The 26,309-nt window shown below is 74.1% G+C and carries 7 protein-coding genes; 1 reads left to right on the plus strand and 6 read right to left on the minus strand.

Annotation, left to right across the window (positions count from 1 at the left end; all coding sequences use genetic code 11):
• Positions 1 to 3 precede the first annotated feature (3 nt).
• The 5 genes from F6X68_RS00615 to F6X68_RS00635 form a co-directional block, all read right to left on the minus strand.
• Positions 4 to 258, minus strand: a complete 255-nt coding sequence (locus F6X68_RS00615) for an acyl carrier protein (RefSeq protein ID WP_151452356.1) — start codon at positions 256 to 258, stop codon at positions 4 to 6.
• A gap of 10 nt (positions 259 to 268) precedes the next feature.
• Entirely contained in the window at positions 269 to 1,114 is an 846-nt protein-coding gene (locus tag F6X68_RS00620) for a 3-hydroxyacyl-CoA dehydrogenase family protein (protein WP_151452357.1), read from the minus strand.
• 94 nt (positions 1,115 to 1,208) lie between these two features.
• Positions 1,209 to 10,253, minus strand: a complete 9,045-nt coding sequence (locus tag F6X68_RS00625; protein ID WP_151452358.1) for a type I polyketide synthase — start codon at positions 10,251 to 10,253, stop codon at positions 1,209 to 1,211.
• A 47-nt stretch (positions 10,254 to 10,300) separates the two neighbouring features.
• Complete coding sequence (locus tag F6X68_RS00630) at positions 10,301 to 15,748, minus strand: type I polyketide synthase (protein WP_151452359.1); 5,448 nt, start codon at positions 15,746 to 15,748, stop codon at positions 10,301 to 10,303.
• A 37-nt stretch (positions 15,749 to 15,785) separates the two neighbouring features.
• Positions 15,786 to 23,408 (minus strand): type I polyketide synthase, encoded by a 7,623-nt coding sequence (locus F6X68_RS00635; protein ID WP_151452360.1) that lies wholly within the window; start codon positions 23,406 to 23,408, stop codon positions 15,786 to 15,788.
• A 513-nt stretch (positions 23,409 to 23,921) separates the two neighbouring features.
• Here F6X68_RS00635 and F6X68_RS00640 point away from each other — a divergent pair.
• Positions 23,922 to 25,283 carry a condensation domain-containing protein gene (locus F6X68_RS00640; protein WP_151452361.1) on the plus strand — a complete coding sequence of 454 codons (1,362 nt, stop codon included), beginning with the start codon at positions 23,922 to 23,924 and terminating at the stop codon, positions 25,281 to 25,283.
• An 86-nt stretch (positions 25,284 to 25,369) separates the two neighbouring features.
• Here the strand turns inward: F6X68_RS00640 and F6X68_RS00645 are convergent, their stop codons facing one another.
• Positions 25,370 to 25,705: a hydroxyisourate hydrolase gene (locus F6X68_RS00645; protein ID WP_151452362.1), complete on the minus strand. Its 336-nt coding sequence runs from the start codon at positions 25,703 to 25,705 to the stop codon at positions 25,370 to 25,372.
• Positions 25,706 to 26,309 lie beyond the last annotated feature (604 nt).

Below are 26,309 nucleotides of genomic sequence, written 5' to 3' on the forward strand. Positions count from 1 at the left end.
GCACTACCCGACCGTCACGCCGCGACGCTGCCGGTCCACCAGCGCGGTCATCGCGCTGACGGTACGGAAGTTGTCGATGCTCAGCTCGTCGTTCGGGATCGTGAACTCGAAGGTCTTCTCGAGGAACATCACCAGCTCCATCGCGAAGAGCGAGTTGATGTAGCCGCAGGCGAAGATGTCGTCGGTCTCGCCGATCTGCGCCTGCGGGAAGCGCCCCTGGATGAAGGACAGGATCTGGGTGTTGACCGTCTCCGACATGGTGTCGTCCTCAGCTCTCGTAGTTGTAGAAGCCACGGCCGGTCTTCCGGCCGTGCAGTCCGGCGTCGGTCATCTGCTTGAGCAGCGGGCACGGGCGGTACTTGCTGTCCGCGTAGTGCTCGTAAAGGACCTCGACGCTGTAGAGGATCGTGTCGACGCCGATCAGGTCGGCGGTCTCCAGCGGACCCATCGGGTGCCCGAAGCAGCCCCGGAACACCTCGTCGACCGACTCGGCGGTGGCGACGCCCTCGTGGACCAGGAACGCCGCCTCGTTCACGGTCAGCATCAGCACCCGGTTGGAGACGAAGCCGGAGGCGTCCTTGACGTCGACCGCCTTCTTCCCCATCCCGCTGAGCAGCTCCCGGGTGCGCTCGATGGTCGACGCCGAGGTGTGGAAGCCGGGGATCATCTCCACCACCGGCTTGGCCGGTACCGGGTTCATGAAGTGCACCCCGATGACCCGCTCCGGGTGCTTGCCGACCGCGGCTACCCGGGTGATCGGGATCGCCGAGGTGTTCACGATGATCACCGTCTCCGGCGGGCACACCTCGTCGAGGCGCTGGTGGACCTCGCGCTTGATGTCCCAGTTCTCGGTGACGTTCTCGATCACGGCCGAGGCCTTGTCCAACGCCTCGACCCCCACCGCGGTGGTGATCCTCGCCAGGATGGCGTCCGGGTCCAGCGCCGGTCCGCCCATCAGCCGGCTCATCCGGCAGTTGCGGGCGATCACGGCCCGGGCCCCGGCGAGGATCTCCTCGGTCCGGTCGACCAGGACGACCTCGTACCCGTACTGGGCCAGATTCTGTGCCACTCCGACGCCCATGACGCCGGCGCCGACTACGCCGATGACGGTCATGACTTCTCCCTTTCCGTACCCTGGTTGACTGAACTTGCCGAGCACCCGCCGCCGACGGGTCGCGTGCGCTGGTTGGCGGAGACGGACACCGTCGTCACGACGCGCGGCGGCGGGCCGCCGCGGTCTTCAGACCGGACCGGCGCAGCTGCGCCCGCAGCTGACCGTCGTCCTCGGCCGCGGCGGCGGCCCGGGCGGCGGTGCCGTCGATGACTCGCGCGAGCGCGGCCACCGTCGGTGCCTCGTAGAGGATGTGTGGCGGCAGTTCCGCCTCGGCGAACCGGCGGCGCAGCGTGTTGAGCAGCGCGATGCCGAGCAGCGAGTTGCCGCCGAGTTCGAAGTAGTTGTCGGCGACGCCGACCCGCTCCAGCTTGAGCGAGTCGCACCAGACCTCGGCCACGCCCAGCTCGGTCGGCCCGGTCGGCTCCTGGTAGCGGGTCACCAGTTCCGGCCGCGGGTGGCGCGCCTCGGAGCTGGCCGTGCCGTTCGGCGCGGTCACCGCTTCGACGTTGAACCACCGGCTGAACCGGACCATGGTGGCCAGGTCCTGGGTCGCCGCGACCAACTGCGACTCCCCCGAGGCGAGCGCCCGCAGCAGGGTGCGCCAGCCCTCCTCGAAGGTGATGCCGAAGCGGGCCCGGTTCGCCGAGAAGAACGCCTGCACCTCGCTGTCGAACCCGCTCAGCCCGCCGTCCCAGGCGTTCCAGGCCCACTCGCCCCAGTCCACCGAGAGGGTGGGGCGTCCGGCGGCGGTGAGCATGTTGGCGTAGCGGTCCAGATAGGCGTTCGCGGCGCAGTAGTCGACCTGGCCGGGGCCACCACCCGTGGCGGAGGTGATCGACGAGAAGAGCACCAGGAAGTCGAGCCGGATCTCGTCGTCGGCACCGACCCGCAGCGCCTCGACGATCGCCCGGGTGCCGGCGACCTTGGGCGCGAGCACCAGGTCGGAGTCGGTGGGCAGCTTGAACTGCATCAACCCGGTGCCGGGTACGCCCGCGGTGTGCAGGATGCCGTGCAGCGCGCCGAAGCGCTCCCGGGCGGTGTCGACCGCCCGCCGGACGTCGGTCGGGTCGGCGACGTCACCGACCACGATCTCGACCTCGGCCCCGGCCTCGACGAGCGCCTGGACCCGTTCCACCCGGCTGCGGGTGCTCTCGTCGACCTTGTCGGAGCCGGCCAGGATGCCGGCCCACCGCTCGGTCGCCGGCAGACCGGTGCGCCCGAACAGCACCAGCTGGGCCCGGCAGTCCTGCGTCAGCCGCGCGGCCAGGCCGAGCCCGATGCCGCCCAGCCCACCGGTGATCAGGTACACCCCGCCGTCGCGGAGCACCTGGCGGGCGGTGTCCAGGTCGGCCGGCGGGATCGACTCGTAGCCGCACACCCAGCGCCGACCGGCGCGGATCGCCACCGTCGGCTCGGTCCGCGGGCGACGCAGCTCGGCGACGACCGCGCCGGCCGGGGTGGCCGGCTCCACGTCGACCAGCCGGGTGCTGACCGACGGGTACTCCAGCGGGATGACCAGGGCCGGGCCGAGCACGGTGGCGCTGGCCGGCCGGGCCTCGGCGCCGTCGAGCACCTGCTGTGAGCCGGTGCTGACGATGTCCAGAGCCCACCGGTCCAGGCCGAGTTCGGCCGCCGCACGGGCCAGTGCGACCAGGGTGTGCAGGCCCAGCGACACGGTCCGGTCGTCGTCCGGCAGCTCGCCGAGGGTCCACAGGTGCACCACCCGGTCCAGTCCGACCCCGGCCGCCCGCAGGGCGCGCAGCATGGTGAGCGCGTCCGTCGGGTCTCCCGGCCGGACGGTGTAGCCGTCGGCGGCCGCGTGGTACTCCGTGCCGGCCCGCACCACGGTCAGCCGCGCGCCGGTGGCCGCCGCGGTCCGCTCCAGCTCGGCGAGCACCCCGTCGGCGGTGGCGCCGGTACCGGCGTAGACCAGCCACGAGTCCGGCTGCCGTTCGTCGGCGGCCGGGGCTGCGGTCTGCCGCCACACCGGCAGGTGCAGCCACTGCTCCTCGGGCAGCCGCGGGATCCGGCCGATCTCGGCCAGGCTGGTCGGTTCGGCCGGCAGCTCGGCGCCGCCCTCCCGCCCGGCGGTCATCGGCGTCTGCTCGATCCAGTACCGCTGCCGCTCGAACGGGTAGGTGGGCAACGGAATCCGGCCGGGGGCGGCCCGGTAGACCGGGGTGGCCCCGTCGCCGCGGCCGTGGTGTGCCGCCCAGTCGATTTCGACGCCGGTCAGCCAGAGCCGGGCCAGCGCGTCGGTGAGCACCAGGTCGGCGGGGCGCGGGTCGCTGCCGGCCGGCAGCGTCGCGGTGATCAACGGCCAGCGCCGCGGCGGGCAGCCGGCGGAGCGCACCAGCGCGCCGAGCGACTGGCCGGGGCCGATCTCGACCAGGGCCAGTTCCGGGTCGGCGAGCAGCACCTGCACACCCGCCTCGAACTGCACCGGCTGGCACATGTGCCGGGCCCAGTAGGCCGGGTCGCGCACCAGCGCGGCGTCGGCCAGCGCGCCGGTGACGTTGGAGATGTAGGGCAGCCGGGGCGGGTTGAGCCGGATGTTGGCGGCCACCCAGGCGGTCAGCTCGTCGCTGATCCCGGCCAGCATCCGGGAGTGGAACGCGTGGCTGGTCTCCAGTGGCCGGCACGGGATCTCGGCCTGACGCAGGTCGGCGGCGAGCTGGTCGAGCGCGGCGGTCGGACCGGCGACCACCACCGTCTCCGGCCCGTTGATCGCGGCGATGTCCAGCCCGCGCTGCTCCAGCCGGAACCGGCGGCGCAGCTCGTCGGCGGCCAGCGGTACCGCAGCCATCGAGCCGGTCTCCAGCGCCCCGATCAGCTTGGCCCGGTGCACCACCAGGGCGATCGCGTCGGGTAGCGACAGCACCCCGGCCAGGCAGGCCGCGACGTACTCGCCGAGGCTGTAGCCGAGCATCGCGGTCGGCCGCAGCCCCCAGGCCAGCAACGTGCTGGCCAGCGCGTAGTCCACGGCGAAGAGCAGCGGCTGGGCCACCTCGGTGCGGCGCAGGGCGGCGGTACGCGGGTCGGTGCCGCCGCCCCGGCCGAGCAGCGCCGCCAGGTCGGAGCCGCCGCCGCGGGGCCCGGTCAGCAGGTCGGTGAGGTCCAGTTCGGGCAGTGCCGCGGCGATCGGGGCCAGGCACTCGTCCAGCGCGGCGCGGAACACCGGTTCGCGCCGGTACAGCTCACCGACCAGTCCCGGGTACTGCTCGCCGACGCCGGCGAGCAGGAACGCCACCGGTCGGCCCTGTACCGCCTCCACCCGGCCCATCGGGGGCGGGGCACCGTCGCGTCCGGTCAGGGTGCCGACCGTCTCGTCCAGGGTGGCGGTCACCGCCACCCGCCGGTGCTCGAAGGTCTTGCGTCCGACCTGCAACGAGAACGCCACGTCGGCCAGCCTGGCGTGCGGCTGGCAATCCAGGTGCTCGCCGAGGCGCCGCACCGCGCGGTCCGCCGCGCTCGCGGTCCGGGCCGACACCGGCACCACCTGGTACCGGCGGGTGTGCGCCGGGCCGGTCAGCTCGTCGGTCTCCGGCACCTCCGGGCGTACGGGCGGCTCCTGCACGACGACGTGCACGTTGGTGCCTCCCATCCCGATGGAGTTGAGCCCGGCGATGCGGGGCCGGCCCTCGGTGGCCGGCCACTCGGCGAGGTCGACGTTGACGTAGAACGGGCTGTTCTCGAAGTCGATCGCCGGGTTGGCCTGGGTGTAGTGCAGGGTCGGCGGGATCACCCGGGACTGCAGGGACAGCGCGGTCTTGATCAGGCCGGCGGTACCGGCCGCGTGGTTCATGTGCCCGACGTTGGTCTTGACCGCGCCGATCGGGCAGTACTGCCGCTGCTCGGTGCTGCCGAACGCCCGGGTCAGCGCGGCGACCTCGATCGGGTCACCCAATTCGGTCGCGGTGCCGTGCGCCTCGACGTAGCTGATCTCCTCGGGGCTCACCCCGGCGTCGGCCATCGCGTCGGCGATCACCCGGGCCTGTCCGGCGACGCTCGGCGCGGTGTAACCGACCTTCAGCGCGCCGTCGTTGTTCATCGCCGAGCCGCGGATGACTCCGTAGACGTGGTCGCCGTCGCGCAGCGCGGCGTCCAGCCGCTTGAGCACCACGACGGTGGCGCCGTCGCCGAACATCGTCCCGCTGGCCTGCGCGTCGAAGGTGTGCACGTGCCCGTCGCGCGACTCCATGCCGCCCGGGGTGGACAGGTGGCCCTGCTTGTCCGGCACCCGGATCGACACGCCGCCGGCCAGCGCCATCTCGCAGTCGCCGCTGCGCAGGCTGCGGACCGCCAGGTGCACCGCGACCAGTGAGGTGGAGCAGAAGGTCTGCACCGCGACGCTCGGGCCGTGCAGGTCGAACAGGTACGACACGGTGGTGGTCAGGGCGTCCTTGTCGTTGCCCATGATGAGCTCGTACTCGCTCAGGTCCTCGTGCATGCTCAGCTGGCCGAGCGCGCCGAGCAGGTAGGTGCTGATGTTGGTGCCACCGAAGACCCCCACCCGCCCCCGGTGCTCCGGCCGGCAGTAGCCGGACTGTTCGAGCGCCTCCCAGCAGACCTCGAGGAAGAGCCGCTGCTGCGGGTCGGTCAGCGCGGCCATCCGCGGGCTGATGCCGAAGAACCCGGCATCGAAGCCGGCGATGTCGTCGAGGATCGGACGGGCCGGTACGTAGGCCGGGTCGTGCGCCAGCTCGGCCGGCACGCCCGCCTCGACCAACTCCTCCGGGGTGAAGAAGCTGATCAGCTCCTCACCGGCGCAGAGGCTGCGCCAGAAGGCGGCCACGTCCTCGGCGCCCGGGAACCGCCCGGCCATCCCGACGATGGCGATCCGCCGGTCCAGCTGCTCCCCGTCGAGCACGGGCGCGGTCGATGCCGCCAAGACCAGTTCGGCGCCGCCGGGCGCGGCCGGTGCGGCGACCGGCACGGGTGCCACCGGCGCGGCGACGGCGGCCGGCGCGACGGCCGGCTCTCCGGTCCGGGCCGGCGCCGCCGGGGCCGGGCCACGCTGCTGCTCGAGCAGCGCGCTGAAGGACCGGACGGTCGGCGCCTCGAACAGCGACACGGTCGGTACCGCCACCGCGAACCGGTTCTTGACCAGCCCCAGCAGCCGGGGCACCAGCAGCGAGGTGCCGCCGAGGTCGAAGTAGTTGTCGTGGATGCCGACCGGCTCGATGCCGAGCACGTCGGACCAGAGTTCGGCCAGCGCCCGCTCGGTGCCGGTCAGCGGCGGGGTGTAGGGCTGCGGCAGATCCGGGCGCGGGTGGCGGATCGCATCCCCGCCGACCGGCTCGACGGTCGCGCCGCCGAGGAGGGGCAGCCGGTCGTCCAAGCCGCCGGCGGCGACCACCACGGCGGGCAGCGCGGTGCCGACCAGCCGGTCGAAGGCGGCCAGGGCCTCGGCGTCGCTCATCGAGTGGCTCGCCATGCTCGCGCCGATCCCGTCGCGCAGCCGCTGCAGGGTGCAGGCCCAGGTGTCCCAGCCGGCGGAGATCCACCGGCTGCGTCCGTCGGCGCCGGCGTGTGCGAGCGCGGTCAGCGCCGCGTTCGCCGCGGCGTAGCCACCGAAGGTCACCCCGCCGAGCAGGGCCGAGGTCGAGGAGAAGAGCAGGCACCAGTCCGGTACCAGCCGGTCGTCCAATCCGGCGACGATCCGGGCGATCACCCGGGCGCCGTCCACCTTGGCTCCGAACTGCCGGGCCACCGCGGCCCCGTCGAGGTCCCGCAGTGCCACGAAGGTGTCGGTGCCGGCGTCAGCCGCCGCGTGCACCACGCCGTCGATCCGGACGTCGGTGAAGAGCGCCCGCATGGCCGCCTCGTCGGTGACGTCGACACGCGGGGTGCGCACCGTCGCGCCGAGCGCCCGCAGGGCCGCCACGGCGGCGTGCCGGGGGTCGTCCGGGTCGTCGGGCAGCCCACGCCGGCTGGTCAGCACCAGCCCGGCCGCGCCGTTGCGCACCAGGTGCCCGGCGATCGTGAGACCGATGTCGCCGAGACCGCCGGTGATCAGGTAGGTGCCGCCGCTGGCCACCGGGTGGGTCTCCAGCGGCGTCGCCGGTGCCTCGTACGTCGGCAAGTACCGGTTGCCGCCCCGGTGGGCGACGAGCACCCCGTCGGAGCGGCGGCCCAGCTCGGCGGCGAGGGCGTCGGCCATCGCGCCGGGGCCGTACTCCGGGTCGAGGTCGACGTTGACGCTCTCCAGGTCCAGGTACTCCTGATTGGCGACCACCGGCAGCACCGCGACCGCGGCCTGGGCCGGCGCGGTGCCACCGACGGTCACCCCGGCACTGTCCGGCACCGCCTGGCCGCCCTGGGTGACCACCATCACCCGGGTACCGCTGCGGCCGCTACCGCCGCAGGCGGCGAGCACCGCCGAGGCGCCGTGCACCGCGGCGGCGGCCGCGTCGGCCGGCACCGGCTGCGTCATCGACAGGTCGACCACCGTGTTCGGGCCGGCGCCGAGCAGCGCGACGAGGTCGCCGGGGCAGGTCGCCAGCACCACGTCGCCGCCGGAGCGGCGCAGCCGGGTGGCCAGTTCGTCGGCCACCTCGGTGGCGGCACCGGCACCGGCCGGCGCGAGCAGCACGTACCGCCCGGCGGTCGGGACGGTGGCGGCACCGGTGGGCGCCGCTCGCCATCGCTGGGTCAGCAACCGCACGTGCTCGTCGCCCGGGGCAGGCTCGGCCTCGACCGCCTCGGTGCCCGGCCGGGCCACAGCCGGGCTGGCCGGTCGCTCGAACCAGTGCCGCTGCCGCTGGAACGGATAGGTCGGCAGGTCCGCCAGCCGGGCCGGGCCACCGCGCAGCGCGGACCAGTCGAGGGTCACCCCGATCTCCCACAGCCGCCCACAGGTGTCCAGCAGGCTCGCCACGTCGGCCGCGTCCCCGCCGGTCGCCACCGCGGGCAGGGTGCCGAGCAGGACGGTGTCCGGCTGATCGGGGAGCTGGCTGGCCAGCAGGTCGCCGAGGACGGTACCCGCGCCCAGCTCCACCAGGACGTCGACGTCCCGCGGCAACTGCCGGGCCAGGTCGGTACCGTCGGCCGCGACCGTGACCACGGGGATCGCCGGCGCCTGCCGGGTCACCGGGTCGGACACCTCGGCCGCCTCGGTGCCGCTCGCCGTGTCGTCGGTCGGCCGGGCCCGCAGGCTGGTCAGCCGAAGCGCGTCGGTGAGGGTGAGCACCCCGGCCAGGCAGTTCCCGACCTGCTCGCCGATCCCCTGGCCGACCAGCACGTCCGGCCGGACCCCGCGGTGCAGCAGCAGCTGGGCGAGCGCGTACTGGACGACGAAGTGGAACGACTCGGCCAGTTCCGGCCGGTCGGCCTCGGCACCGGGTCCGGCGTGGAGGAACGGCCGCAGGTCCAGCCCGCAATGCTCGGCGGCGATCTCGACGCAGCTGTCCACCGCGGTCGCGTAGGCCGGCTCACGCCGGTAGAGCCCGCCTCCGAGCCCGCGGTGACCGGCACCGGAGTCGGGCAGCAGGAAGGCCACCCGCGGCCGGTCACGCAGGCTGCGCACACCGGCCGCGCCGGCCGCGGCGGTGAGCCGCCCGGTGGCGTCGGCGGTGTCCGTGGCGAGGACCGCCCGGCGGAAGCGGTGCTCGGCCCGCCCGCTCTGCAGGGTGTACGCCAGGTCGGCGACGGTGCAGCGGTCCAGCGTGCCGCCCAGCGCGCCGAGCTGCTCACGCAACGCCGCCGGGTGGTGCGCGGAGACCGGCAGCAGGTACGGGCCGGGTGCCTCGGCGACCGGCTCGGCCTGCGGGGCGGCCTCCAGCACCAGGTGCGCGTTCGTGCCCGACCAGCCGAACGAGCTGACCCCGGCCAGCCGGGGCCGGTCCTGCTCGGGCAGGTCCAGCGTCGTCGTCGCCGGCCGCACGGTGTCGCTGGCCAGGGCCGCCTCGGAGGGGTTGACCAGGTTGAGGTTCGGTGGGACCACACCCTGCTTGAGCACCAGCACCGTCTTGATCAGCCCGGCGATGCCGGCCGCCGCCTGGGTGTGCCCGATGTTGGTCTTCACCGCCCCGACGTGCAGCGGCGTCGCCGGGGACCGGCCGCCGAAGACGTCGCCCAGCGCGCCGAGCTCGATCGAGTCGCCGAGCCGGGTGCCGGAGCCGTGCGCCTCCACGTAGCAGATCTCGTCCGGGCTGGTCCGCGCGGCGGCCAGCGCCCGGCGGATGACGTCCACCTGGGCGCCCCGGTTCGGCGCGGTCATCCCGTTGCTGTGACCGTCCTGGTTGACCGCCGAGCCGCGGATCACCGCGTGGATCCGGCGGCCGTTGCGCAGCGCGTCGGAGAGCCGCTCCAGCACCACCACCCCGGCGCCCTCGCCCATCACGTAGCCGTCGGCGTCGGCGTCGAAGGTCTTGTTCAGGCCGTCCCGGGAGAGCATCGAGGTGGCGCAGGCGTTGACGTACAGATCGGGTTGGATGAGCAGGAAGCCGCCCGCGGCCACCGCCAGGTCGCACTCGCCGCGGCGCAGCGCCGCACTGGAGAGGTGCACCGCGACCAGCGACGACGAGCACGCGGTGTCCAGGGTGACGGTCGGGCCGCGCAGGTCGAAGTGGTACGCGAGGCGGCCGGCGACCACGCTCGCCGAGCTGCCCTGCCCGGCGTACGGGTCGGTGAAGGCGGCGGCGCCCTGCAGGTCGGACTGCAACCGGCCGTACTGGGTGGTGTCCGAGAAGCCGATCATCACCGAGGTGCGGCTGCCCGCCACCCGGGCCGGCGGGGTGCCGGCGTCCTCCAGCGCCTCCCAGGTCAGCTCCATCAGCAGCCGCTGCTGCGGGTCCATCCGCAGCGCCTCCCGGGGTGGCGAGCCGAAGAACCCGGAGTCCCAGCGGGTGATGTCGGAGAGGAAGGCTCCGCGACGGGTGTAGACGCCGTGGTCGGCGACGTACGGGTCGAGGTCGTACCGGCCGTCCGGCGCGTCGTCGAGCACCGCGCTACGCCCGTCGCGGAGCAGTTCCCAGTAGGCGTCCACGTTCTGCGCGCCGGGCAACCGGCAGGACAGGCCCACGATGGCGATCGGCTCGTGCCGGCCGGCATCGGCCTCGGCGAGCTGCCGGCGCGCCTCAGTCAGGTCGACGGTGACCCGCTTGAGATATTCGCGGAGCTTGTTCTCGGCTGCCATCTGTCAAATCCCCTGTCCTAGCGCGTGGGTGGTGAGAAGCTGGATCGTCAGAGCTGGGTGTCGATGTACTGGAAGATCTCCTCGTCCGAGGCGGCATCCAGCTGCGCCTTCGACGCCTCCGCGCTGGTCCCCAGGCCGAGCCGGAGCAGGGCCGCCTGCAACGTCGCCACCACCCGGTCCCGCTCCCCGGTGTCGTCGTCGGCGAGTTGCGCGGTGATCCGGTCGAGGGTCTCGGTCAGCACGTCGTTGACCGCCGGCGCCGCCGGCGCCAGCTCGCCGAGCAGGTAGTCGGCCAGCGCGTCGACGGTGGGGTGGTCGAAGACCAACGCCGCCGGCAACTGCACGCCCAGCTCCGAGTTGAGCCGGTTGCGCAGCTCGACCGCGGTCAGCGAGTCGAAGCCCATCTCGCTGAAGGTCCGGTCCATCTCCACCGCGGCGGCCGAGCCGTGCGCCAGCACCCGGGCGACGTGCGAGCGCAGCGCCGCCACGATCTCCGCCCGGGCCTCGTCGGTCGGCAGGGCGGCGAGCCGGGCGACCGGGCCGAAGGCGCTCGCCGCGCTGCCGCCCTGCGGTCGCAGGGCGGGCTGGACCAGGCCGCGCAGCACCACCGGGATGTCGTCGCCGCTCTCGGCCCGCGAGCGCAGCGCCGCCAGGTCCCAGCGGCAGGCCACCACCAGCGGGTCGCCGGTCGTTGCTTCGCGCAGCGCCGTGTCGAACAGGTCCAGGCCCTGCTCGGCCGAGATGGCCGCCACGCCGGCCCGGGACAGCCGGGCCTCGTCGGCCGCGGTCAGCTCCGCGGCCATTCCGGTCGACATCGACCACATGCCCCAGGAGATGGAGAGCGCCGGCAGCCCGGACGCCCGCCGGTGGGCGGCGAGCGCGTCGAGGAAGCTGTTCGCCGCCGCGTAGTTGCCCTGCCCCGCGTTGCCGAGCACCCCGGCGATCGAGGAGAACAGCACGAAGGCCCGCAGGGGCAGGTCGGCGGTCAGCTCGTGCAGCAGCCAGGCGGCCTGGGCCTTGGGCCGGAAGACCGACTCCAGCCGCTGTGGCGTGAGCCCCTCCAGCAGCGCGTCGTCGAGCACCCCGGCGGCGTGCACCACGGCGGTCAGCGGCCGGTCGGCCGGCACCGAGGCCAGCAGTTCGGCCAGCGCCGGGGCGTCCGCGACGTCGCAGGCGGCGACCCGGACCGAGGCGCCGAGGCCTTCCAGCTGGGCGACGAGTTCGGCCGCGCCGCTGGCCGCCGGACCGCGCCGGGAGGTCAGCAACAGATGTTGTACGCCGAAGCGCTGCACCAGCCGGGTCGCGACCAGTGCGCCGAGACCGCCGGTACCGCCGGTGACCAGCACCGTCCCGTCCGCCAGGTCCAGCTCGTCCACCGGGGCGGGCGACCGACGGCTGACCCGCGGCACCAGGATCTTCTCCGCCTCGACCAGGCACTGCGACTCGCCCTTGCCGACCGCGGCGGCCAGCCGGCCCCACGGCGCGTCACCGGCGTCTGCCCGCAGGCCGGCCAGCACGAACCGGCCGGGGTGCTCGACCTGCGCGGCGCGGACCAGTCCCCACACCGCGCCGGTGCGCACCGACCGCGGGTCGGCCAGGAAGACCAGCCGGGATCCGGCCAGCCGCTCGTCGGCGACCCACTGCTGCATGGCCTCCAGCGCCCGCCCCGTCAGCTCGCGGGCGGCGGTCGGCACGTCCGGCTCGGTGCCGGCGCCGGAGAAGACCGCGAAGTCGCACCGCTCGCCGCCGGCCACCGCGGCGGCCAGCGCGGCCACCGTCGGGTGACCGGGCAGCCCGGCCACCGGCTCGCCGAGGTACCGCCAGGTCGGCGCCTCGTCGGCGCCGGCGACCGGCAGGTCCACCCAGTCCAGGCCGAAGAACCCGGCCGGCCCGGTGGCCCGGCCCATCGCGGTGACAATCGAGGCGATGGAGACCGGCCGGACCCGCAGCTCCTCGATGGCGAGTACCAGCCGGCCGTCCGCGTCGGCGGCCTCGACCGCGAGCTTGTCCGCGCCGTCGGAGCTGAGCCGGACCCGCAGCGCCGAGGCGCCGTGGCCAGCCAGCCGGACCCCCCGGAAGACGAACGGCAACCGCAGCTCGTCCGAACCACCCTCGAAGATGTACGGGTGAAACGCCGTGTCCAGCAGCACCGGGTGCAGTCCGAAGCCCTCGGTCTCGGCGGCCTGCGGCAGGGCGACGTCGACGTAGAGCGCGTCGTCGGCCCGCCAGGCGGCCTGTACGCCGCGGAACGCGTCACCGTACTCGTAGCCGAGTTCGGCCAGCCGGTCGTACGCGCCGTCGAAGGCGATCGGGACCGCACCCGCCGGCGGCCACGAGGTCGCCCAGCCGCACCGGCCGTCGGTGCCGCCGCCGTCCGGGGCGAGGATGCCGCTGGCGTGTCGTACCCAGGTGTCGTCGCCGTCGGCGCGGGCGTAGACGCCCACCGTGCCGTCGCCACCGTCGGCCACCACCTGTAGCGAGAGTCCGCCGTCGGCGGGCAGCACCAGCGGCGCCTCGAAGGTCAGCTCCACCACCTCGGCCAGCCCGGCCTGGGCACCGACCTGGCCGACCACGTCGAGCAGGGCGGCGCCGGGCACGACCACCCCGCCACCGACCGCGTGGTCGGCGAGCCAGGGGAGCTCGGTCAGTGACACCCGGCCGGTGACCACCACCCGGGTACCGTCGGCGACGTCGACCGCGGCGCGCAGCAGCGGGTGGTTGACCGGGCGCAGCCCGGCCGAGGCGACGTCCGCGCTGGAGCGCCGGTGGATCAGCCAGTAGCGCTCCCGCTCGAAGGCGTAGGTCGGCAGGTCGACGGCGCGCCCGTCGGCCGCCAGGGCCGCCCAGTCGACGGGCACGCCGACCACGAACGCTTCGGCGAGGCAGCCGTGGAGCGCCTCCAGCTCCTCCTGCTTGCGGCGGTAGGTGGCGGTTACGACCGCCCGCTGGTCGGTGAGGCAGTTGCCGGCCATCCCGGAGAGCACCGGCAACGGACCGACCTCCAGGTAGACGTCGGTGCCGGCGGCCTCCAGCAGCTCGATCATCGGTGCGAAGCCGACGGTCTGGCGGATCTGGTCCACCCAGTAGTCGGGGTCGGTCCAGGACCGCTCCGGCCCGAGGTTGGTCTCGTAGGGCAGCTGGGCCGCGCCGAAACTGGTCGCTTTCAGCTCGCGGGCGAACTCGTCGAGCATCGGCTCCATCAGCGGCGAGTGGAACGCGTGGCTGACCGGCAGCCGTCCGGTGCGCTTGCCGAGCGCGCGCCAGTGCGCCTGCACGGCAAGGCAGGACTGCTCGTCGCCGGAGACCACCACGTCACCGGGGCTGTTGATCGCGGCGATCCCGACCAGGTGCTCCATCCCCGCCAGCGAGGCGCGTACCTCGGCGGCCGGTGCCGCCACCGCGACCATCGCGCCGTCGGCGGGCAGGTTCTGCATCAGCCGGGCGCGGGTGGCGACCAGGCGGGCGGCGTCGGCCAGCGTCCAGATGCCGGCCACGTGCGCGGCGGCGATCTCGCCGACGGAGTGCCCGGCCAGCCTGGTCGGGCGTACCCCGAGCGAGGTGAGCAGCCGGAAGGCGGCCACCTCGTAGACGAAGAGCGCCGGCTGGGTGTAGAGGGTCTGGTTCAGCGCCGCCGCGCCGGCCGTGTTCGGCTCGGCCCACATCACCTCGCGCAGCGGCCGCTCCAGGTACGGGTCGAGCGCCGCGCAGGCCTCGTCGAAGGCCGCCGCGAAGACCGGGAACGCCCGGTACAGGTCCCGGCCCATGCCGGGGCGCTGGCCACCCTGCCCGGTGAAGAGGAAGGTGGTCGACACCTGGCCCCGGGCGACGCCGGCCGGTACCACCGCGCCGGGCCGGCCGTCGACGTATCCGGCCAGCCGGTCGACGAGCTCGGCGCGGTCCCGGCCGACGACCACCGCCCGGTGGTCGAAACGGGCCCGGGTGTCGGCCAGCGAGAAGGCGATGTCGGCAGGCCGTACGGCGGCGTCGGCGAGCACCCGGTCGTGCAGTCGCCGGGCCTGCCGGCGCAGCGCGGTCGGGGTGCGGGCAGAGATCACCCAGGCGTGCGGGCCTGGGTGCCCGGCTGCCGGTGCGGGCGCCTGCGCCTCGGTGGGCTCCTCCAGGATCACGTGCGCGTTGGTCCCGCTGATGCCGAACGAGGACATCCCGGCCCGGCGCGGCTGCTCGTCCAGGCGGGCCCAGGGCCGCGCCTCGGTGAGCAGTTCCACCGCGCCGGAGCTCCAGTCGACGTGGTGCGTCGGCTCGGTGACGTTCACCGTCCGGGGCATCGTGCCGTGCCGCATCGCCATGATCAGTTTGATCAGGCCACCGACGCCGGCCGCGGCCTGGCTGTGCCCGATGTTGGACTTCAACGAGCCCAGCCACAGCGGCCGGTCGGCCGGGCGGTTCTGCCCGTAGGTGGCGAGGATGGCGGTCGCCTCGATCGGGTCGCCCAGCGGCGTGCCGGTGCCGTGCGCCTCGACCAGGTCGATCGCGGCCGGCTCCAGCCGCGCGTCGGCCAGCGCCCGCCGGATGACCCGCTCCTGGGCGCGCCCGCTGGGGGCGGTCATCCCGTTGCTCGTACCGTCCTGGTTCACCGCGATGCCGCGGATGACGCTCAGGATCCGGCGACCGTTGCGCCGCGCGTCGGAGAGCCGTTCGAGCAGCAGCACGCCCGCTCCCTCGGCCCACACCGCACCGTCGGCGTCGTCGGAGAACGCCTTGCACCGGCCGTCGGTGGCCAGGGCCCGCTGGCGGGAGAACTCGACGAACGGATCGGGTACCGCCATCACGGTGACCCCACCGGCGAGCGCCATCGGGCAGTCCCCGGACCGCAGTGCCTGCACGGCCAGGTCCAGCGCGACCAGCGAGGACGAGCAGGCGGTGTCCAGGGTGACCGCCGGGCCCTCCAACCCGAACGTGTAGGCCACCCGGCCGGAGAGCACGCTCGGCACGCTGGAGACCATCAGGGTGCCCTCGACGCTCGTCGGCATGTCACCGAGGAACTGGGTCGAGTAGTGGTCGTACATCATCCCCGACCAGATGCCCACCCGGTCGCCGCGCACCGTGGCAGGGTCGATGCCGGCCCGCTCGAACGCCTCCCAGGTGATCTCCAGGAAGAGTCGGTGGTGCGGATCGGTCGCCAGGGCCTGCCGGGGGCTCATGTTGAAGAACGGCGCGTCGAAGCCGGCCGGGTCGTCGATGAAGCCACCCCGGCGGGTGTACGAGGTGCCGTAAGCGTCCGGGTCCGGGTTGTAGAGCTTCTCCAGGTCCCAGCCACGGTCGGTCGGGAACTCGCCGGTGGCGTCCACCTCGCCGGCGACGACGTCCCAGAGCTGCTCCGGGGTCGTCACGGCGCCGGGGTAGCGACAGGCCATGCCGATGACCGCGATGGGCTCGTGGTGCCGTTCGTCGGCCACGGCCAGCTGCTGCTTCGCATCGGCCAGATCAGCGGTGACCCGCCTGAGATAGTCACGGAGCTTGTCTTCGATCGCCATGGCTGTCCCTCCCCTTCTTCGTGTGTCCGGTGTGGTTTCAGAGCTGGCTGTCGATGAAATTGAAGAGATCCTCGTCAGAGGCCGTGCCCAGGCGGGCCGACGTCAGTACCGGCGCCAGGGCCGGGGTGTCCGGTTGTTGGTCGCGCCCGCCGTCGAACCGGTGCAGCGCGGCCCGCAGCACGGCCGTCACCCGGTCCTGTTCGTCCGGGTCGGCGTCGGCCAGGCGGGCGGTGACCCGGTCCAGCGCCTCGCGCAGCAGCTCGTCGGCGGCCGGCGGGGCGGGCATCAGCTCGCGCAGGATCCAGTCCGCCACGTCCTCGGTGGTCGGCTCGTTGAAGACCAGCGTCGCGGGCAGCGGCAGACCGGTGTCGGCCGCGAGCCGGTCGCGCAGGTCCATCGAGGACAGCGAGTCCAGTCCGAGTTCGGTGAACGGCCGGTCGGCCTCGACGGTGTCCTGCGGGCCGTAGGCCAGCACCAGCGCCACGGTCCGCCCGACCAGGTCCAGCACCAGTTGGCGGCCCTCGGTGTGGTCCAGCCCGGCCAGCTGGTCGGCCAGCCTGGCGGCGGCCGCCGGGCCGGTGGCGCCGGGCACGACACCGGCGGCACCCGCCAGCACGGTGCCGGCCGGGCTGGCGGGCGCCGCCCGACGGCCGGCACCCAGTAGTTGCCGCAGGATCGCCGGTGACTCGCCACCTGCGTCCAGCCGGGCCCGCAGGCCGGCCGGCTCCCAGCGGGCGGCGACCACCAGCGGGTCGCCCTGCCCGGCGTCGCGCAGCGCGGCGTCGAACAGTTCCAGTCCCTGCCGCTGGCTCAGGCCGGCCAGACCCGCGCGGGCGAGCCGGGCCTCGTCGGCGGCCGAGAGACCCTCCGTCATCTGCGTCCGGACCCCCCACAGGCCCCAGGCGATCGAGGTACCCGGCAGGCCGAGGTCGCGCCGGTGACCGGCCAGGGCGTCGAGGAAGGCGTTGGCCGCGGCGTAGTTGGCCTGTCCGGCGTTGCCCAGCAGGCCGGCCACCGAGGAGAAGAGCACGAACATCCGTACCGGCAGCTCGGCGGTCAGCTCGTGCAGCAGCCAGCCGGCGTCGAGTTTCGGGCGGAGCACCCGGTCCAGCGCAGACGCGTCGAGCCGGTCCACCGTGGCGTCACCGAGCACCCCGGCCGCGTGCACCACGCCGACCAGCGGTCGCCGCGGCGGGATCGTGGCCAGCAGCCCGGTCAACGCCGCCCGGTCGGCCACGTCACAGGCCGCCACCCGGACCGACGCACCGAGCCCGGTCAGCCGCCGTACCAGCTCGGCGACGCCGTCGGCGCTCTCGCCCCGACGGGAGGTCAGCAGCAGGTCGCGCACGCCGTGCCGCTCGACCAGTCGGGCCGCGGCGAGCGCGCCCAGGCCGCTGGTGCCCCCGGTGACCAGGACCGTGCCCGAGCCGAGGTCCACCAGCGGGCCGGGCCGGGACTCCCGGCGGGCGAGCCGGGGCACCAGCAGCGCGCCGTCGGCCACGGCGAACTGCGGTTCACCGGCGTCCAACGCGGCGGCCAGCCGCTGCCACCGGCCGGCGGAGTCGCCACCGCCGGGCAGGTCAGCCAGCACGAACCGGCCGGGGTGCTCGACCTGCGCGGTCCGTACCAGCCCCCACACCGCGGCCGTGCCCACCGACCGGTGCCCGGCCAGGAGGACCAGCCGGGCGCCGGTGAACCGGACCTCGCCCAGCCACTGGCGCAGCAGCCCGAGGACGTGGTGCAGGTGGGTCCGGGCCCGGCCCGCCGGTTCGAGGTCGTCCTCGTCGGGCAGCGGCACCAGCACGACCGGCGGCACCGTACCGGCGTCCGGCCCGGCCAGCGCGGCGAGGTCGTGGTGCCGAGAGACGGTCACCCCGGCGGCGTCCAGCTCGGCGCGGATCGCGTCGGCCGCTCCGGTGTCGCCGAGCACCGCCCAGCTCCGGCCGGCGAGCTGCGCCTGCGGCGTACCGGTGGGGACCCAGCGCAGGTCGTGCAGGCCCGGCCCGGAGGCGCCCGGTGCGGTCAGCTCGGTGCCCGGCGGCACACTGCGCATGCTGAGCGCGGCCACCGCACCGATCCGCTGGCCGGTGCCGTCGTGGAGGGTCAGCGCGACGGCGCCGTCCGCGCCGGGGCTCAGCCGGACCCGCAGCCGGTCGGCGCCGGCCCCGGTGACCCGCACGTCGGAGAAGACGAACGGCAGCCGGAGTCCGCCGTCGCCGGCCCCGGTGTCGAGCACCAGCGGGTGCAGGGCGGCGTCCAGCAGGGCCGGGTGGATGCGGTAGTCACGCGCGCCGCCGACATCGGGCAACCGCACCTCGGCGTACCGGTCAGCGCCGCACCGCCAGGCGGCGACCAGTCCCCGGAACGCCGGGCCGTACTGGTAACCGGCCGCGGCCAGGTCGGCGTACGCGGTGGCCAGATCGATCGGCTCGGCACCGGCCGGCGGCCAGACGGTGAGCGGTTCGGACGTCGGGTCGGCGGTCGCGGGGGCCACCGACCCGCTGGCGTGCCGGGTCCACTCGGCCTCGGCCTCACCGACCGGCCGGGAGTGGATGCTGAGCGTACGGCGACCGTCCGCCTCGGCCTCGCCGAGGCAGATCTGCAGCTCCGCGGCTGCCGCCTCGGCCAGCACCAGCGGGGCGTGCAGGGTCAGCTCGGCGAGCCGGTCGGCGCCGACCGCGGCGGCGGCGGCGAGCCCGAACTCCACGAAGGCGGTACCGGGCAGCAGCACCCGCCCGGCGATCATGTGGTCGACCAGCCAGGGCGTGTCGGTGTCGGACAGCCGCCCACCGAGCAGCAGCCCGCCGTTCTCGGCCACCGGCACCGCCGAGCGGAGCAGCGGGTGCCGGACCGTCTCGGTGGCCGGCTGGGCCGCGTCGGAGAGCCAGTAGCGCCGGCGCTCGAAGGGGTAGCTCGGCAGCTCGGGACGATGCGTCGGAAGACCGAGCAGCCGCGCCCAGCCGACCGGCTCGCCATCGACCCAGGCCCGGGCGGCGGCGCTGAGGGCGTCGGAACCGGCCCCGTCGACGCCCGGCTCGGCCTCGGCTGACTGGCCGTCCGCCGCGACCGGCCCGGGACGGTTCGTGGCGACGCCGGTCAGCACCGCCGGGTTCGGCGTACCGGCGGCGAGATCGGCCAGTGCGGCGCACAGTCCGGGCCGGTCGGCGCCGAACACGACCGCCCGGTGCGGGAAGGCGACGCGGCCGGCCAGTACGGCGGCGGCGGCACCGAAATCCGCGTCCGGGGCGTCCGTGGCGTACCCGCGCAGCAGCTCGGCCAGCGCGCGCAGCGAGTCACCGGTCCGCGCGGAGAGCACCCAGGGCAGCGGGTCGCCGGTCGCCGGCCCGGCCTCGTCCGGGTGCTCGGCCGGCTCGGCCGACTCCAGGATGAGATGCGCGTTGGTACCGCTGATGCCGAAGCTCGACACCGAGGCGCGCCGCGGCCGCCCCGTCGCCGGCCAGGGTCGCTGCTCGGTCAGCAGCCTGACCCCGGCGGAGTCCCAGTCGACCTTGGTGGTCGGCTCCTCGCAGTGCAGCGAGCGGGGCAGTACGCCGTACCGCATCGCCTGCACCATCTTGATCACACCGGCCACCCCGGCGGCGGCCTGGGTGTGCCCGATGTTCGACTTCACCGAGCCGAGCCAGACCGGCGGCTGCCCGGTCCGGTTCTCGCCGTACGTCGCCTGGATCGCGTGCGCCTCGATCGGGTCGCCCAGCACGGTGCCGGTGCCGTGCGCCTCGACGACGTCCACGTCCTGGGCGCCGAGTCCGGCGTCGGCCAGTGCCAGCCGGATGACCTGTTCCTGGGCCAGGCCGTTCGGCGCGGTCAGCCCGTTGCTGGCGCCGTCCTGGTTGACCGCGCCACCGCGCAGCACCGCGAGCACCGGGTGCCCGTTGCGGCGCGCGTCGTCGAGCCGTTCCAGCAGCAGCACCCCGGCGCCCTCGGCGAAGGCGGTCCCGTCGGCCGAGGCGGCGAACGCCTTGGCCCGGCCGTCCACGGCCAGCCCGTTCTGCCGACTGAACTCCACCAGGTTGCCCGGGTTGGCCATCAGGGTCACCCCGCCGGCCAGGGCGAGCGGGCAGTCGCCGCGACGCAACGCCTCGAGCGCGAGCTGGATGGCGACCAGTGACGAGGAGCAGGCGGTGTCGACGGTGACCGCTGGGCCCTGGAAACCGTAGGTGTAGGCGATCCGGCCGGAAGCCACGCTCAGCGCGGTCCCGGTGAGCAGGTGCCCCTCGGCGGCCCCGGTCTGCAGGTGCAGCCGGGGACCGTAGTCGGTGGCCATCGCGCCGACGTACACCCCGGTCGCCGAGCCGGCGAGGTCGGCCGGGTCGATGCCGGCCCGCTCGAACGCCTCCCAGGCCACCTCGAGCAGCAGCCGCTGCTGGGGGTCCATGGCCAGCGCTTCGCGGGGGCTGACACCGAAGAACGCCGCGTCGAAGAGGTCCGCGTCGTGCAGGAAGCCGCCGTACCGGGTGGCGCAGGTGCCGGGCCGCTCCGGGCCGGCGCCGTAGAGGGTGTCCAGGTCCCAGCCCCGGTTGGTGGGCAGCGCGGAGATCGCGTCGGTGCCGGTCGAGATCAGCCGCCACAGCTCTTCGGGGGAGTTGACCCCACCGGGGTAGCGGCAGCCCATGGCCACGACGGCGATCGGTTCGCTGTCCCGGCCGGCGCGGTGGCCGGCGTCGACCCGAGCTCCGCCGGTGCCCGCCGGGGGCTGGCCCAGCGCGGCGTGCAGGTGTTCGGCGAGCCGGTTCGGGGTGGGGTGGTCGAAGACGACGGTGGTGTGCAGGCGCAGCCCGGTCGCGGCGCGCAGCCGGTGCCGCAGCTCGACCGTGCTCACCGAGTCGAAGCCCAGCTCCTTGAAGGTGCGTACCGGGTCGAGTTCGGCGGCGTCACGATGTCCGAGGACGGCCGCCGCCGTCGCCAGTACCAGGTCACGCAGTTCCCGCCGGGACGCCGCGGGTGGTGCTGTCCCGGCCGGCGCGGCGGTCTGCGGCACCGCCGTGGCGACGTCCTGCCCATTCGGGCGCGCGGCGTCGCCGAGCCAGTACCGCTCCCGCTGGAACGGGTACGTCGGCAGGTCGACCGGCCGAGCGTCGGGCCGGACGCAGTACGCGTCCCAGTCGACATCGGCCCCACCGACGTACGCCTGGGCCAGCGCGTGCCGCAGCCGGGCCTGGCCGCCGTCGTCGCGGCGCAGGGTGCCCACGGCCAGCGCGTCGGACTCCAGTTCCTCGGCGGTCTCCTCGATGCTGGCGGTGAGCACCGGGTGCGGGCTGCATTCGATGAACAGCGCGCCGCCGAGGCGCAGCGCGGTCCTGGTCGCCTGGTCGAACCGGACCGGCTGGCGCAGGCTGCGGAACCAGTAGTCGGCGTCGAGCTCGGCGGTGTCGATCGGCTCGCCGGTCACGGTGGAGACGAACGGGACGGTGGTGGAACGCGGCCGGATCGGGGCCAACGCCTCGACGATCTCGTCGCGCAGACCGTCGACCGCGGGCGAGTGCGAGGCGTAGTCCACCGGCACGTCTTTGGTCCGGTGCCCGTCCGCCTCGATCGCCTCGCGCAGCCGCCCGATCTGTCGCAGGTCGCCGGAGACGACCGCCGAGCGCGGCCCGTTCACCGCCGCCAGGCTCACCCCCGTGGTGGCCCGCAGCCGCTCGACGAGCAGGTCGACCGGGGCGCCGATCCAGGCCATTCCGCCGCCGCCGGAGACCGCGGCGATGGCCCGGCTGCGCAGCGCGACCACCCGCGCCCCGTCGGCCAGCGACAGCGCGCCGACCACGGTCGCGGCCGCGATCTCGCCCTGCGAGTGGCCGACGACCAGGTCCGGCTCGACCCCGTGCGAGCGCCAGAGCTCGGCCAGCGAGACCAGCACCGCCCAGAGCGCGGGCTGCACCACGTCGACCCGGTCCAGACTCGGCGCGCCGGGCACCTCGCGCAGCACGTCGAGCAGCGGGTAGTCGACGTACGGCGCGAGCGCCTGCGCGCAGGCGGTGAGCCGGTCGGCGAAGACCGGCGAGTGGGCGAGCAGTTCGCGGGCCATCGCCGGCCACTGCGAGCCCTGGCCGGGGAAGACGAACACCCGCCGGCCGGTGGCCACCCGGCCGGCGACGACGGCGTCGGCAGGGCGGCCGGTGGCGAGCGCGTCGAGGCCGGCGAGCAGCTCGTGCCGGTCGGCGCCGAGCACGACCGCCCGGTGCTCGAACCGCTCCCGGGTGCGGGCCAGCGAGTACGCGACGTCGGCCGGCTCGACCGACGGGTCGGCGGTGACGTGGCCGGACAACGCGGCGGCCTGGGCGCGCAGCGCCGGTGCGGTACGGGCCGACAGCAACCACGGCGCGTCGGCGCTCGGGGCGCGGTCCCGGTGCACCGCGCGGCGGGGCGGCGCCTCGGCCAGCAGCAGGTGGCAGTTGGTGCCGCCCATTCCGAAGGAGCTGACCCCGGCGACCAGCGGCCGGTCGGCGGCGGGCCAGTCGCGTTCGGCGCAGACCACCCGCAGGTTGAGCTCGTCGAGCTTGATCAGCGGGTGCGGGGCCTCGAAGTTGAGGCTGGGCACCAGTCGTCGGTGGCTGATGGCGAGGATGGTCTTGAGCAGGCCGGCGATGCCGGCGGCGCCTTCCAGGTGACCGATGTTGGTCTTGACCGAGCCGACCAGCAGCGGTCGGCCGGCCGGCCGGCTGGCGGCGAGCGCGGCGGACAGGGCCGCTGCCTCGATCGGGTCGCCAACCGGGGTGCCGGTGCCGTGCAGCTCCACGTACTGCACGTCGGCCGGGGCCACCCCAGCCCGGTGGCAGGCCAACCGGATCACCTCGGTCTGGGCGACCGGGTTCGGGACGGTCAGCCCGGCACCGCCGCCGTCGTTGTTGACCGCGCCGCCGAGGATCACGCAGTGCACCGGGTCGCCGTCGGCGAGCGCCGCGGAGAGCGCCTTGAGCACGACCAGCCCACCACCCTCGCCGCGGACGTAGCCGTTCGCGCGGTGGTCGAAGGTGTAGCAACGGCCGTCCGGGGAGAGCGCGCCGAACCGGCCGATCACCGCGCTGGTCTCCGGCAGCAGGTTGAGGTTCACCCCGCCGGCGATCGCCACCGTCGCGCCGCCGCGGCGCAGCTCGTCGCAGGCCAACTGCACGGCGAGCAGCGACGACGACTGACCGGCGTCGACGGTCAGGCTCGGCCCGCGCAGTCCGAACAGGTAGGACAGCCGGTTCGCGATCAGGCCACGCTGGGTGCCGGTGAGGGTGTGCGGGCCGAGGGTACGGGCACCGAGCCGGTCGTGCAGGTTCGCGTAGTCCGCCGCGATGGCACCGACGAAGACTCCGACGGCGGCGTCGCGCAGCACGCTCGGCGCGATCCGGGCGTGCTCCAGCGCCTCCCAGCACAGTTCGAGCATCAGGCGCTGCTGCGGGTCCATCGCCGTCGCCTCGTGCGGCGAGATGCCGAAGAAGCTGGCGTCGAACCGGTCGACCTCGTCGAGGAAGCCACCGCGGCGGAACTCGGACTGCTCGGCCCAGCGGTGCGCCGGAGCGTCGGCGACGGCGTCCCCGCCGGCACGCAGCAGCTGCCAGAACTGGTCGGCGTCCGCGGCGCGAGGCAGCCGGCAGGACATACCGATGACGGCCACCGGCTCCATGGCCGCAGATCCGCTGACCGAGGAAGACATCCGCTCACCCACCCGTCGCAGTGCATTCGTGAACAGCCACCGCCCCGGTTCGTTTCCGATTTACGGCCAGAAGGAACGCCGCACCGATCCGGTCATACCGAGGAGATGTTTCGCGCCGGCCGTTCTCCGACCTGGAAGACGCGCTTGAATCGTCTGCTCCGCCGGCGTGGGCGTCAAGGCTGGTACAGCCCTATTCCGAGTGGCAATTAAGCGACGGTAACAAGCTGCCAGAGTGCCGCTGTTGACCTGACCAAATGTCTTATGAGTAGGTCTTAACATGCGTATCGCACCGCCGATGGGATACCGCCGGCCGTAGTGGCTGGTCCGGTTCCCGGACACGGATCACCGCGGAGGAGGTGATGAACATGCGCAGTGCCGGACACCGGTCGTTGGTCGTCTGCACCTGACGGTCGCCCAGCCTCGCCGGGTGACCGTCGCACCTCGTCGCCGCGCCCGGCGGGACCCGGGTCTCGACCGGGCGCGGCCACCCCCGACCTCGAAGGAGTCACCGTGGTGATCGACGCTCCACTCACCTACGGACAGCTGTCGACCTGGCGGTCGATGGAGACGTTCGCCACCGATCGGTTGATGGAGGTCAACGTCCCGGCGACCTGGGACGTCCGGGGCCTCACCGCCGACACCGTGCTCGGCGCGCTGGGCGCGTTGGCGCGGCGGCACGAGTCGCTACGGACCACCTATCACGTCGTCGACGACCAGCCGGTGCAGCGGATCCACGACCAGCTGCCGCTGCGGATCGAGCAGGTCGACCACGCCGTACGCGACCCGGCGGACCCGGCCGCCACCCTGCGCGCGCTGCACCAGCTGCCGTTCCCGGTGCTCGACGATCCCGGCTGGCACGGCCGGCTCGTCAGCGTGGCGGGGCAGCCGCAGTTCCTGGCCCTGTCGCTGTCGCACATGGTCGTCGACCTGTGGGCGATCCAGGAGCTGGAGCAGCAGTTCCGGGCCGTCGTGGCCGACCCCGGTGCCGGCTCGGCACCGGCGCCGCGCAGCCGTGAGCTGGCCCTGGCGCAGCGCAGCGATTCCTGGCAGTCCCGTCGCCGACGTGCCGAGACCTACTGGCGGCGGCTGCTGACCGACGGCCCCGTACGCAACCTGCCCGCACCGCCGACAGGCCGCGCGGCCGAGCGACGGATCCAGGCCACCCTCCGATCACACCACCTCGCTGTGCTGGTGGCCCAGGCGGCGAAGGCGCACAGTGTCTCGCAGCAGAGCGTGGTGATGGCGGCGACCGCCGTCGCGCTCGCCCAGTTCGTCGACCGGGACCGGATCATGATGAGTCTGATGTCGGCGAACCGGTTCGATCCCGAGTGGCAGCCGCTGATCGGCACCCTCAACCAACTGGTCCCGCTGGTCTGCCGGGTCGATCCGGACAGCACGCTGGCGCAGTACCTGAAGCGGACCCACTTCAACGCGATGCTGGCCTACCGCAGCGGCAGCTACGACGTGGACCGGGCCGAGGAACTGGCCAAGGAGATCGGCAGCCCGGACGGCACCCGGTTCACGCACGACTGCTGGTTCAACTACATCTCCGAGCCGCCGCGCGAGGTGCCGGACGACGCCCGCTCCGCCGGTACCGCCGAGTTGAGCTGGGACGTTCCGCCGCGAAATGCCGGGCATCCGTTCTACGCCCGGGTGCACGGCGACGGGCAGCAGTGGATCGGCGTCACCCTGCGGGTCGATCCCGACGTGCTCGGCGCGGACGCGGTCGTGCGGGCCCTGCGGGTGATCGCCGAGACCGTGCGGCGCTCGGTCACCGATCCACAGGCCCGCCTCGGCAGCCTCGATGACGCCGGCACCGTCGTACAGGAGCCGGCGCTCTTTCCCGGCCAGGGCCCGGCACCGGCCGGTCGCTGAGCACCGGCGACCACTCCGCCGGCGCCACGTCGAGCACGGCCGGACCGGTACCGCGACCCGCGGCGCCGGTCCGGCCGCCGGCACCGTCAGCCGCAGCCCCGATAGCTCAGGTACGAGTTCGAGGTGACCATCAGCGGCAGGTGCAGGTCGGCGTCCGGGTCCGCGACGCGGAACTCCACCACCGCTCTCGGGTGCAGCGGTACGGCGCCAAGGATCGAGTAGTAGCCGTCCAGGTCGACCGCCAGCTGGTAGATGCCGGCGTCGATGGTCGGCTCGGTCCAGATGGCGAGCCGACCATCGGTTCCGGTGCGGCCGCTGGCCAGCTCCCGCCACCGCAGCCCGACCTGCCGGGTGAGCACGACGCCCACGTCTGCGGCGGCCATGCCGAACGAGCAGTCGACGACCTCGACGGAGAGCACCATGAGCTAGACCACCTCTCGTTGCCGGCAGCCGGTCCGGCTGCCGGTCGGCCGCCGGTGGCGTCCGCAGGGACGATGGTCGGTTACGCCGATATCGTTCGCTCATCGATTTGTTATCGATACCCGGGTGGACGACAAAAACTGGCCGTTCGTTGTCCCTCATGGAATGTTGGGTTGGTCGTCGGGACGGCGCCAAACCTCAGCCAGTGGCGTCACCTGGTGGGCTATGGCACCAACGCCGTCGGCGATACCGGACCGAAAACCAGCCTTTAGCGAGACCATAGCCAGCTTTTCTAGCGTCTGAGCCAATCCAGTTCGAGCCGTCGTAGGCAACGCCGGCTATCGCACAGAGAGTTGGTACCCATGGCGTTCAACGTTTCCCGAAGGTTCCTTGCCGGCGTCGTGCTCCTCGGCGCCGTGGCGGCCGGACCGGTGGCATACGTCGGCTTGTCCTGGGCCGCTCCGATCACCTCGGCCGATCCCGGCCACGGTCACGTGCCCGCCCCGTCGGCACCTCCCACGGCACCCCTGGAGCCAGCGCCCACGGCATCTCCCACCCCGCCCGCGGATCTGCAGCGCAACACGATCTGGGGCTGAGACCGGATGG

The sequence above is a fragment of the Micromonospora sp. AMSO12t genome (assembly GCF_008806585.1).
GTDB lineage: Bacteria > Actinomycetota > Actinomycetes > Mycobacteriales > Micromonosporaceae > Micromonospora > Micromonospora reichwaldensis.

Excerpts from the sequence above, each read along its gene's own strand:
- F6X68_RS00630 (WP_151452359.1), bottom strand. The coding sequence starts at position 15,748 with ATGGCGATCGAAGACAAGCTCCGTGACTATCTCAGGCGGGTCACCGCT.
- F6X68_RS00615 (WP_151452356.1), bottom strand. The coding sequence starts at position 258 with ATGTCGGAGACGGTCAACACCCAGATCCTGTCCTTCATCCAGGGGCGC.
- F6X68_RS00635 (WP_151452360.1), bottom strand. The coding sequence starts at position 23,408 with ATGTCTTCCTCGGTCAGCGGATCTGCGGCCATGGAGCCGGTGGCCGTC.
- F6X68_RS00625 (WP_151452358.1), bottom strand. The coding sequence starts at position 10,253 with ATGGCAGCCGAGAACAAGCTCCGCGAATATCTCAAGCGGGTCACCGTC.
- F6X68_RS00645 (WP_151452362.1), bottom strand. The coding sequence starts at position 25,705 with ATGGTGCTCTCCGTCGAGGTCGTCGACTGCTCGTTCGGCATGGCCGCC.
- F6X68_RS00620 (WP_151452357.1), bottom strand. The coding sequence starts at position 1,114 with ATGACCGTCATCGGCGTAGTCGGCGCCGGCGTCATGGGCGTCGGAGTG.